Annotated in this window: 5 protein-coding genes, 1 tRNA gene, 3 pseudogenes and 1 other annotated feature; of the genes and pseudogenes, 3 read left to right on the forward strand and 6 right to left on the reverse strand. The window is 64.4% G+C overall.

Annotated elements, in window-relative coordinates; genetic code table 11:
* Positions 1–100: 100 nt before the first annotated feature.
* Positions 101–1,054, forward strand: a pseudogene (locus tag Q1B08_RS20075) (IS3 family transposase); the annotation flags it as partial.
* Positions 382–498 (forward strand) — a sequence feature (AL1L pseudoknot). Its footprint overlaps the pseudogene before it by 117 nt.
* 40 nt (positions 1,055–1,094) lie before the next feature.
* On the opposite strand, the pseudogene Q1B08_RS20080 reads toward Q1B08_RS20075, so the two are convergent.
* The 6 genes and pseudogenes from Q1B08_RS20080 to Q1B08_RS20105 form a co-directional block, all read right to left on the reverse strand.
* A pseudogene (locus tag Q1B08_RS20080) lies at positions 1,095–1,430 on the reverse strand (transposase); the annotation flags it as partial.
* 177 nt (positions 1,431–1,607) lie between these two features.
* Positions 1,608–1,772: pseudogene (locus tag Q1B08_RS20085) on the reverse strand (transposase); the annotation flags it as partial.
* Between the two features lie 401 nt (positions 1,773–2,173).
* Positions 2,174–4,021, reverse strand: coding sequence for a glucans biosynthesis glucosyltransferase MdoH (gene mdoH, locus Q1B08_RS20090; protein WP_299822795.1), 1,848 nt, complete (start codon positions 4,019–4,021; stop codon positions 2,174–2,176).
* Entirely contained in the window at positions 4,018–5,553 is a 1,536-nt protein-coding gene (locus Q1B08_RS20095; protein ID WP_299822798.1) for a glucan biosynthesis protein G, read from the reverse strand. Before Q1B08_RS20095 ends, mdoH begins: the two co-directional genes overlap by 4 nt.
* On the reverse strand, positions 5,550–6,863 hold the full coding sequence (locus Q1B08_RS20100) for an OpgC domain-containing protein (RefSeq protein ID WP_299822801.1): 1,314 nt from the start codon (positions 6,861–6,863) through the stop codon (positions 5,550–5,552). Before Q1B08_RS20100 ends, Q1B08_RS20095 begins: the two co-directional genes overlap by 4 nt.
* A gap of 276 nt (positions 6,864–7,139) precedes the next feature.
* Positions 7,140–8,357: a CoA transferase gene (locus tag Q1B08_RS20105; RefSeq protein WP_299822804.1), complete on the reverse strand. Its 1,218-nt coding sequence runs from the start codon at positions 8,355–8,357 to the stop codon at positions 7,140–7,142.
* Between the two features lie 133 nt (positions 8,358–8,490).
* On the opposite strand from Q1B08_RS20105, the gene Q1B08_RS20110 reads away from it, so the two are divergent.
* Together Q1B08_RS20110 and Q1B08_RS20115 are read left to right on the forward strand one after the other, a co-directional pair.
* Positions 8,491–8,580, forward strand: a tRNA-Ser gene (locus tag Q1B08_RS20110).
* 692 nt (positions 8,581–9,272) lie between these two features.
* Positions 9,273–10,775 carry an amidase gene (locus Q1B08_RS20115; protein ID WP_299822807.1) on the forward strand — a complete coding sequence of 501 codons (1,503 nt, stop codon included), beginning with the start codon at positions 9,273–9,275 and terminating at the stop codon, positions 10,773–10,775.
* Positions 10,776–11,351: the final 576 nt, after the last annotated feature.

Consider the following 11,351-nt stretch of genomic DNA (forward strand, 5'->3'; position numbering starts at 1 on the left):
GCTCGATCACCCCGGAGGCTCTCGGGATGCCGTCCGCATCACCGGCATAGACGATCCGAAGAAGACAGGAGGCTCCAACTCTTGAGTAGGATGGAGCATCATGAACAAGACCACGAACAAGTTTTCTCCCGAGGTGCGCGAGCGCGCCGTGCGGATGGTTCTCGACGGCGCGGGCCAGCACGGGTTCCGCTGGCAGGCGATCATGTCGATTGCCGCGAAGATCGGTTGCTCGGCGAACACGCTGAACGACTGGGTCAAGAAGGCCGAGATCGACAGCGGCAGGCGCGCAGGCATCCCCGCCGAGATGACAGAGAAGATGAAGGCGCTGGAACGCGAGAACCGAGAGCTTCGCCAGGCGAACGAGATCCTGCGCAAGGCGTCGGCATATTTTGCGATGGCGGAGCTCGACCGCCGGTCGAAGTGATGGTGGGGTTCATTGACGCGCACAGGGATGCGCACGGGGTCGAGCCGATCTGTGCGGTGCTGCCGATCGCCCCCTCCACCTACTACGAGCGTCTGGCGAAGCGGGTCGATCCGACGCGTCTGTCGGACCGTGCCCGCCGTGATGTCGCCCTGCGACCCGAGATCCGGCGCGTTTTCGAGGAGAACTGGCGGGTCTACGGCGTCCGCAAGGTCTGGCGGCAGCTCGTCCGTGAAGGGTTCGACGTCGCTCGTTGCACGGTAGCACGGCTGATGAGGGATATGGGCATCCAGGGCATCATTCGCGGCAAGCCGCACCGAACGACGATCCCGGACAAGAAGGCGCCATGCCCGCTGGACAAGGTGAACCGCCAGTTCCGAGTGCCCGCGCCGAACATGCTCTGGGTCAGCGATTTCACCTGCGTCGCCACCTGGAAGGGGTTCGTCTCGTTCCGGGGCTTACGCGGCCCCGCCGGGGCCACGGTCCCCTCCACCCTTCGTCATCGACGCCTATGCCCGCAAGATCGTCGGTTGGCGCGTCAGCACCTCAACGCATGCAGGCTTCGTTCTCGATGCTTTGGAACAAGCAGTGCATGATCGCCGCCCCGGAAAGGGCATGGGACTGGTTCACCATCGTCTGCGAAGATCGCCTGTCCGGCCAGCACGTGCCGACCGATCGCGTCCGCCAGCGGCTCCAGCAACGCCGTCGATTTGCCGACCCAGTCCGCCAGCGTCGAACGGTCGAGATCGAGCCCGTCGCGTTCGAAGATCTGGCTCTGCCGGTAGAGTGGCGGGTGGTCGGCGTATTTGTTGACCAGCACGTGCGCCAGCAGGCCGGGTCCGGGACGACCGCGCTCGATGGGGCGGGACGGCAGCACCGCCTGCGTGAAGGCCTCACAGCCCGAGCAGACGAAGCGCGGCCGCACGATCCGGTTCACGATGAACCGGCTGGGCACATACTCCAGCTCCTCGGTTACGTCCTCGCCCAGACGGCGCAGCGCGCCGCCGCACGCCTCGGGGTCGTAGGTGCCCACGATCCGCAGCCGGTGACCGCCCGCAACGTCGATCTCCATCGTGCCGGAAGCGGGCGTCGGATCGCACACTGACGCCAGATCCTCGCCTGGTGGCCGATCGACGATCTGAACCGGCAGGAAACCATGCGGCTCGACCGCGGGCTCGTCGGCTACGGTGCCGACAGCGGCAAATCGTGCATCGCGCAGCCACGTGAAGACCAGGTTCGCATTGACGTCGTAGCGCCGCGCGACCTGGCTGACCGACACGCCCGCCACCCGCGTCTGTCCGCAGATCGCACGCTTCTCGTCGTCGCTCCAGATCCTGCGCCGCTTCGACAAACCGTAACCCCGATAGTGTCCATTATCTCATAGTGGACACTATCGATGCTCAGCGGACGACGTCAGGGCAGCGAGCCCGGATGCTTACTGCGAAGCTCTGTTCGGCGGGGGAAAAGAGCAGGTAGATTGCCTTCTCCCTATGCGTGCCGATCAGGGAGGTGGTGCCGTCGACCTTGGCGGGCAGCGAATATCCCCTCGCCTCCTGCGCTGCGCCGCAACTACATCCTCGTTCCTGCTTCCCATGCCGAACCGGACAGAGCCCGCACGACGACGGTTGGCATGAGAGGCGAGCATGAAATGGCGCCAATGTGTCCGCCGTGTGGGTCGGACGACGTCATCGTGGCAACACGATCGGCGACCGAAGCGCTCCTCGCAAAGCGGGACCTCCCCCTGCGGCTGGCCTATTCCGCAGGGGTTGGGGCGACGGCCGCGCGCAGCTCCGCCCGCCAGCGCGCGGCCCGCTTGGCGACGAGCGGGGCGCGAACCTCTTGCGGCGTTGCCATGGTGCCGAAGACCGGCACGGCGGACAGACGCGACAACGGCGCGGCCAGTAGCAGGCTCGCCATGATCGGGACGAGCCAGTAGGACACGAACCCCGCCAGCATGCCGACAAGAAGCAGCAGGCCGATCACCGTCTCGCAGGCATGGAAGCGCAGCAGCGTCGGCCAACTCTGCGCCGAACCTGCGCGCGATTGCGGGGTCCAGTCGAACTTCACGTCCGCAAAGGCTGCGATAACCGCCAGCGTCTGCTGCACCATCAGGATCGGCGCGTAGGCGATAGAGACCATGATTTCCAGCAACAGCGAACCGGTGAAACGCCATCCCCCACCGAGCCGCGACAGCGGCATGCCGGACGCCACGAGGACGCCGGCCCCGATGAGCTTCGGGGCAAGCAGCAGCGTGTACATCGTTGCCATGAGCCAGACGTGGTTGATCGGCGACATCTCCGGCCAGTTCGGCACGAGCGGATTCTCCGGAGAGAAGTAATTGATCACCGACCGCTCCTCGGAAACGCCGATCGTGGCCCAGAGCGCGAGGAGCAGGAACCACAGGGGCGACAGGAGATAGCCCACGGCTCCGTGGAACATGTGGAACCGCGACAGCGCATGGAAGCCGCGCGTGCCGAGCAGGCCCAGATGCTGCAGGTTGCCCTTGCACCAACGCCGGTCGCGCAGCACGTGGTCGATCAGCGTCGGCGGGGTCTCTTCGTAGCTGCCGCGCAGTCGCGGCAGGAAGCGGACCGACCATCCGGCGCGCCGCAGCAGGCCCGCTTCGACGAAATCATGGCTGAGGATCAGATTCTCGCGGCCGCTGAAGGACCGGACATGCGGCAGTCCCGCGGAGGCAGCGAAGGCCTGCGTCCGGATGATCGCGTTGTGGCCCCAGTAATTCCCCTCGTGTCCGGTCCAGCGAGCCAGTCCTTCGGCCAGGGCGACGCCGTAGATGGCGTTGGCGAATTGCTGGCTGCGCGCGAAAAGGGTGCGGGCACCGATGAGCTGCGGGAAGGACTGGATCAGCCCGGCGGTCGGATCGCGGCCGAGCGCGTCGGACAGCTCGCGGATCGCCTGCGCGGACATCAGGCTGTCGGCGTCGAGGACGAGCATGGCATCATGCCCGCCGCCCCAATGCTCCACCCATTGCGAAAGGTTGCCGACCTTGCGATCGGTGTTCACCCGCCGCCGCCGGTACCAGATCGGCACGTCCGGCATGCGCCGGCGAAGCATCGCGTAGGCGGCCTCCTCCTGCGCGGCGATATCGGCGTTGCGCGTGTCGGAAAGGATGTAGAGGGAGTAGCTGTGCGCCCCCGGCGCGGCGGCGAGGCGTTCGAGCATGGCTGCCGCGTTGCCCAACACGTCCCAGGGCGCCTCCTCGTGGACCGGCATGAGGAGCGCGACGTCGAGCGGGCGAACCGGTTTATCGGCCGCGGCGACGCGACGGAACATCGCGTAGGCCCCGGCGAGCACCGTCGTGAAGCTGAACGCGATCCAGAAGAAGCCGACCCCGATCAGCACGGCCAGAAGTGCCTCCGCCCAGGTTGTGCCGTCGTTGGCGAACCACGACAGGAAGCCCCAGAGCAGAAGAACGGTCGCGGCCGCCGCGGGAAGGAACGTGCTCAGCCGCCAGAAGACCGCGTCCGCGTCGCGCACAGTGGCCGGCGCGGCGCGATCGCGGAAGCGGCATGCGAGGTCCTGCCGCGGATGGGCGAGTGGCCGGGGCTCGGGCATCCGGCCGGGATCGGGTTCGGTCATGATGGGGTCCATCTGTAGAGCCAGACTTCCGAGACCGCTTCGCCCTCGTGGAAGAGCTGCGCGCGGAACTCCAGAGCCTCGTTGTCCTGGGGATCGAAGCCGAAGGTGAGGCGTGTGCCTCCGGTCTCGGGATTGTGCTGCAGCACGCCTTCGGACGGCTCGATCAGGTCGGCCGACACGCGCACCGTGATGTCCTCCAGCGGGTCGCCGATCCTGGGGTGATCGGCGTAATCGATCGCCACCACCTGGCCATCACGGTTGAAATTCGCCCCGACATAGGTCTGCAGAACGCGCGCCACGTCGGCCCGCGGCATCGGCGCGTCCGTCGCCCGCTCGTCGCCCCAGATCATGCTGTAGGCGTAGCGATGCTCGGATCCGGCGGGGATCGCCCCGTGCGGCCGCCAATAGACGACGATGTTGTCGTAGATTTCCTTGTCCGAAGGGATCTCGACGAGGCGGACGATGCCCGGCCCCCATTCGCCCTCCGGTTCGATCCAAAGGCTTGGCCGGTCCTGGTAATGCGCCTCCAGATCGGCGAAGTCGGAAAGCCTGCGCGAGCGCTGCATCAGGCCGAAGCCACGCATTCCGTCGTCGACGAAGCCCGACACGCCGAGCGTGCGCGGATTGGCAAGGGGGCGCCAAAGCATCTCTCCGACGCCGTTCCAGATCAGCAGCCCGTCGGAATCGTGGACCGCCGGGCGGAAATCGTCGAAGCGCGACCGGTTCGTCTCGTCGTAGAGGAACATGGAGGTCAGCGGCGCGAGCCCGACATGATCGAGATCGACGCGGGGGAACAGCGTGGCCTCGACCCGGATCAAACAGGCCGGACCGGGCTCGATCTCGAACCGGTAAGCGCCCGCAACAGAAGGCGAGTCGAGAAGCGCATGGACAATCACCGCCGAGTCGTTGGTGTCGGGGGTCTCGACCCAGAACCGGATGAATTCGGGAAACTCCTCGCCATCCGCGTCACCGGTACGCAGCGCGAGGCCGCGGGCGGACAACCCGTATTGCTGCGCCGCGCCGATCGCGCGGAAATAGCTCGCCCCCTGGAAGACGGCGAATTCGCGCGGGTTCGTCTCCTCGGGGTAGCGATAGCGCAGCCGGAGGCCGGAATACCCCATGGAGGCGTCGTCGGGGAGGTCCGGCGCGTCGTCCGTCTTGTCGAAAAGCGCGAGATCGAAGGCCAGGCGATTGGCTTCGCCGTTGGCGACCACGTCGATCTCCACGGGCCGCGGAAAATAAAGGCCGGGGTGAAAGAGGTCCATGCGGAACGGCAAATCCGTGTCGCTCCACACGGCGTTGCGCGGGTCGAACCAGATGCGGCGGTATTGATCGTAGGTGAGATCCCGCCATTCCGGCGGCACCTCCGCACGTGCCTGATACTCGTTCGTCGCCAGCGTCCGCGCCATCTCGATCACCGTTTCGGGCCCAAACGGCTCCGTCTCGAGGATCGCGGGCGGCGCGGCGCGCAGCGGGAGCGCCGTGGAGATCGCGAGGCCGGACACGCCGGCGAGGAAGCCCCGGCGCCTCATGCCCCCGCCTCCGCCGACGGCTTCGCCCGCCAAGGCTGCGACTTGAACCAGCCGGCCACGTAGGCACAGGCAATGAGTAGGCCGATGCCAGTCATGTTAATCAGAGCGAAAGTCCCCCAGTTGCGCCCGATCACGTCGAGCAGATAGCCGTTCACCCGCGCGATGATCATCGAAGCGATGAACGCCGCCAGGCTTTGTTGTCCGACCTTCATCACGACCGCGACAACCTCGTTCCAGCCGCGGGACAGCGTTCCCGCGCCTTCCGCGACCAGACGACGCCCCCGCGTGCCCGCCAGCACCCAGGCCAGATAGGCGACTGCGAGGAAATGCACGTAATGAAGGATTGCGAAGCTCGACTTGTCGAACCACGGTCGGTTGCCATCGCGCCAGTCGAAGACCGGATTGCAGGCGCCGAAGCCGGTTTCGGTGCAGCCGGAAACGGCAGTGTAGACACCTTTCACGATCGCGCTGTCGAAAAGGCGGAAACCGGCCACGGATACCGCGAGCGAAGCCAGAACGAAGGCGGCCGTGAGCGCGATCGCCCCGGGACGGACTTGCGGCGCGGGGATCCAGCCGCGTATCAGCGCGAATCCAGTAAAGAAGACCAGCTGCCAGCCGAACGGATTGAAGTACCACGTACGGTCCGACCACGGCTCCGCCGGAAAGTTCAGATGCAGATGCCCGAGGCCGAACGCTTCGAGAAGCGCGCCTTGCGCCAGGAGCCACATCGCCGCCGACAGGGCGAAGACGAGCGGCAGCGAAATCCGCGACAGGGCCACGACGACCGGCATCATCGCGAGCAGAACCATGTACATGGGCAGGATGTCGAAATAATTCGGCACGTAGGAGAGCGTCATCAGGCCGATCAGCAGCGGTGCCGGATCCTCAAAGAACTGCACGAGGTTCAGGGAGCCGACATAGATCGCCTTCGGATGCCAGCCGGTCGCGTCGATCCCGGCCAGAAACGTCGCCAGAACCAGGAACAACGCGATATGCGCCCAGTAGATCTGCCATACGCGGAAGGCGACCCGGGCCGTGCCGAGCGCCAGGCCATGCCGGTCGAAGGTGCGCCCGAAAGCGATCGCCGACGCCATCCCGGAACAGAAAACGAAGATCTCGGTCGCGTCGGAAAAGCCGAACTGCGACGGCATCCAGGCGCTCCACGCGTTGTAGGGCGTGTGCGAGATCAGGATGACGAACATCGCCACGCCGCGGAAGAAATCGAGCCGGGGATCGCGGATCGACCGCGCAGCCGTCGCCATCGTCGGCGCCGGGTTGGCGTAGGCGGTCTCGGGCGATGCGGTGGTCATCCTTCGGCGGTCTCGTGCAAGAGAAAAATGGTCAATTGATTCGCCCCGAAGACCGGGCAAGCGCCGAATATAAAGAGGTCACGGCCACAATACACCGCATCGCGCCAATCTGATGGCACGTTCGACCACTTATCAATCCGACGGTTCCCCCGAATCCCCGGCATACCGCTCCATATAGGGCGCCGGGCCGAAAAGATGAGCAGGGTTCCTGAAATTCTCACAAGAATGAGCGGAAAATTGTCGTTCGCCTGGAGGCGTCCGAACCCTTCCGTGACGTCAGTCTTCGGCGAACGGATCGTCCCGTGCAAGCACATCCGTATCGGCGCCGAAGCGCGGAGGTGGGTGACGATACGTCACCGGCGTCGCCGAAAAATGAAGCGGATTGCCGATGAGCGGCAGGGAAAGGTCGCCCTCCGCGCCAGACGTTCGCATGTTCACCCGCATCCCCCGCGCCGCGACCTGATCGCTGGCGAAGACTTGCGGGAGGGTCTGGACGGGTCCGACAGGAACGCGCGCCCCCTCCAGCACCTCGATCACCTCCGCCGTCGTTCGGGCACGCACCGTCGGCTCGAGATATCCGGCCAGTGCCACGCGATTCGCCATTCGCGCAGGATTGGTGCCGAAGCGCGCATCGTCGGGCAGCGCGTCGAGCCCGAACGCCTCGCAGAAGCGCCGGAACTGGGCGTCGTTGCCGACCGCCACGATGACGTGCCCATCGGCCGTGGCGTAGACGCCGTAGGGCACGATGTTCGGGTGTCCATTGCCGCGCCGTTGCGGCTCCTCCGCGGAAACCAGCGTGTTGACGCCTTCGTTGACCAGCCAGGCGATCTGGGAATCGACGAGGGCGACGTCCACCTGCTGCCCCTGTCCCGTCGCCTCGGCGTGGCGCAACGCCGCGAGGATGCCGATCGAGGCATACATGCCGCACATGATATCGGCGATGCCGACGCCGACTTTCATGGGCGCGCCGTCCGGCTCCCCGGTCAGCGACATGATCCCGCCATACCCCTGCGCCATGAGGTCGTAGCCCGGCTTCGCGGCATTCGGCCCGGTCTGCCCGTAACCGCTGATCGAGGCGTAGACGAGGCGCGGATTGACCTCGCGCAGGCTTTCGTAATCGAGCCCGTAGCGTCGCAGCCCGCCCGGCTTGAAGTTCTCAAGCAGGATGTCCGCCATCCCGGCGAGCCGCCGGATCTGGGCCTGGCCCGCCGCGCTGGCGATGTCGATGGCGACCGAAAGCTTGTTGCGGTTGGCCGACATGAAATAGGCCGAAAGATCAGTGTCCTCCGACCCGTCCCTGACATAGGGCGGTCCCCATTGCCGCGTGTCGTCGCCACGTGTGGCGGGGTTCTCTACCTTGAGCACGGTTGCGCCCAGATCGCCGAGCAGCTGCGAGCAGGTCGGGCCGGCAAGGATGCGGCTGAGATCGAGGACCCGGACGCCGGCGAGCGGACCGCGTGCTGAATCCGTCTCGCTATCGGTTCCGCCGTGCATGTCCCCTCCTTCGTTTCCACCTCGCGATGCCATCTGCGTAGCATCGGGGCGACCGGGATCAAAGAGCATGGGGAGCTCTGACCCGTAAGATCGGTCTTGCGACCCCCCACCCCGTTGTCATAGACCCGCCAGCGGACAGGTGGCCGAGTGGTCGAAGGCGCGCGCCTGGAAAGTGCGTAGGCGGGAGACCGTCTCGAGGGTTCGAATCCCTTCCTGTCCGCCATAACTCTTGTATTTCTTGAGTTATTAAGATGGCTTAGGCTGATTGAGCCGATCCTCTTCCCCCTTATGTTCCCCCTACTCATGCCGGATGTTATCAAGATATCCCCTTAGGATGTTATCGGAATATCCGCGCAGGGTGGCGTGCCGCTCCAATCGCTGCTTTCATGGATTGCCTGTTTGCATGCCGCCAGGACCGCGCTGGTTTGCGCTGGCGCATCGCAGACGATCGTGCAGCCACCCATCCGCCTGGGAGTCCAGTCCAAAGGTCGCGGTCATCCCGTAGGATGAACTCTCGTTAAGAGGAACACTGCTGATCGACCTCAAAGGGTGCTCATCCCCTTCACAAGACATCGCGCCCTTGAGGGACGGTGGCGTGCTATTCATGCTAATCAGGCAGGACTATTGAGCGTGCCCTGTGCGATGGCAGACATCGGCATTCGAGTCGGACGTCAGGCGCTTCTTGCACAATGCCTCTTCTATAAAACGCACTTCAACGCATCAGGAACTTTCCAACAACGCGACCTGCGGCTGACCCAAGACTGGCTCGAGCGCGGCGGCGTGCGGTACCCAACATGCTACATTCCCATCTTACAAGACGAAACTCATGGACGTGCGTCTTTATGGGACGTAGCCTCCCTTAAGACATGCATGGGAGGTTGCGACTTGGGGGAAAGATGCAATTCTTTTGGGAGCTTGAACCGCCGCGAGGTTCTTGCAGGCGCAAGCTCAATAGCACTTGCCGCAGGGACCGCCGGTCTTGTGCGTCCGGCAAAGGCTCAGGGGGCTAGGGATTTGCCCCACTCTGTCGGTGCGGCAGGCGACGCTTTCAGGTCCGGAGATCTGTCGAGCCGCCAGCTGACAGAGACCTACATCGATTGCATTGAGGAGTTCGAGCCCAAGCTCAATGCGTTCATCTCAGTCCTCAACGAGGAGGCGATCGCTACGGCCGAAGCGCGGGATGCCGAGCTGGCAGCTGGCTTAGATCGGGGGCCGCTCCATGGTATACCCATCGTAGTCAAAGACCTTTTCGAAGTTGAAGGCACCCGCACTACCGTAGGCTCTGAAGCGTTTGCCGACCGCATGTCCGACAGCGATGCCACGATCGTCCGGAAGCTGAAGGACGCAGGTTGCGTGATCCTCGGCAAGACCAACATGAACGCATTCGCGGCTGGCGTCTCGGGGACGAATTCGACCTTCGGCGATGTCCACAACCCTTGGGACTTGGAGCGGAGTCCGGGCGGATCGTCTAGCGGAACAGGCGCAGCGATCGCTGCCGGTCTCTGCCTTGGAGGACCGGGCACCGATACAGGCGGCTCGATCCGTGTTCCTGCCTCCTGGCTTGGTATCGCCGGAATCCGCCCCACCTTCGGCCTTGTCAGCAAGAATGGCGTTTATCCCCGCTCACTCAGCCTTGATACGATTGGACCTCTCGCCCGAAACGTTCGCGACCTCGCAATCTTCCTCGACGTAATGGCGGGATTCGACCCCAAGGATCCGGACACGGCCCTGGCTCAACCCGGGCTAAGCTACACTGACGGCTTGGAGGACGGCGTGGCTGGACTTCGTATCGGCCTCGTAAAGAACTACTCGCTCACCAATATCGACCCGCCCGTGGAGGCTGCAATCCGTGCAGCCGCTGATACTTTCTCTGACCTCGGCGCCGAGATCGTCGACATCAAGGTGCCCCCGCTAGAGGGACAGCTCGACTACGCCGCACTCTTCAGCGAGATCCTGCTCTATGAGTTCAATCAAATCCTTGGCGATCAATTCCGCTCGACGCCAGATGCCGAGCGACTGTTTGGGCCGATCGTTACTGCCAATCTCACGGACGGGGCCGCCGTAACGCAGGAGCAGTACGAAGCGCGGATCGCCGAACGTCCTAGCATTTTAGCCGAAGTTAAATCCGCTTTCAATTCCGTCGATGCCTTCCTGACCCCCTCACTGCCGACGACCGCGCCCCTTCTCAGTGCCGCTGCGCAGGATTTCGGCCGCGGCCGTCAGTTCACGATCCCATTTAGTTACACGGCGCTCCCGTCGGTCGCGGTACCATGCGGCTTCTCGCCCGAGGGTTTGCCGATCGGTCTTCAGCTTGTGGGCGATCACTTTCAAGAGGCGCTCCTCCTTCGTATGGCCTCGGCGTTCGAGGCTGCTACGATGTTCCACAATAGACGGCCGCCGATCTTCTGCGGAGGGTAAGCGAGGCTCGTAAAGCTGCTGTGCGTCCTGAATAAGGGAAGTGCTGTAACCGCGCCTCGCACATAGCTTTCTGCGCCAGATCGCGGGCGAGCTCGGGCGGCGGGGCATCATGACGCGACGCGGCGGTGCTTGGCATGTCTCGACCGCGCGCAACCTGCTTTAGCGACTGCAGGGGTACCAGCCGAACTCTGTAACCTGGGCCCGCAGTCGCTTTGCAGTCTCCTAATGTCCTAGCGAAGCGACATGAACGCGCCGATCCCGATACGCACGGAAATCAGCGTTGCTAGGTCCGAATTCTGCAGCGGACCTCAGGCGAAGGCCAATACATCGTCCGACAGGGCTGCAACCTCTACACCTTCAAAACGCACACGATGCGTCTCGCAAGCCAGTTGAACTGATGTGGTGGATGCCCCCGCCCCTAGAGCCGGCCGGCGTCGAGTATGTCAGGACGTGTGTGGATGCCCCCTGTTTGGCAAGCATGATCTTCGGTTCGTCGGCAGGGTCTTCGATCGGACGTGTGTCAGGCCTCGGGATGTGGCCTTGATGACGCCACGGGTGGGTCATGCTGTTCGGATG

It is taken from the genome of uncultured Jannaschia sp., assembly GCF_947494025.1.
Taxonomy (GTDB): Bacteria; Pseudomonadota; Alphaproteobacteria; order Rhodobacterales; family Rhodobacteraceae; genus Jannaschia.

Bases quoted from the DNA above. Each gene is read 5' to 3' on its own strand.
- mdoH (WP_299822795.1), bottom strand. From the start codon at position 4,021: ATGACCGAACCCGATCCCGGCCGGATGCCCGAGCCCCGGCCACTCGCC.
- Q1B08_RS20095 (WP_299822798.1), bottom strand. From the start codon at position 5,553: ATGAGGCGCCGGGGCTTCCTCGCCGGCGTGTCCGGCCTCGCGATCTCC.
- Q1B08_RS20100 (WP_299822801.1), bottom strand. From the start codon at position 6,863: ATGACCACCGCATCGCCCGAGACCGCCTACGCCAACCCGGCGCCGACG.
- Q1B08_RS20105 (WP_299822804.1), bottom strand. From the start codon at position 8,357: ATGCACGGCGGAACCGATAGCGAGACGGATTCAGCACGCGGTCCGCTC.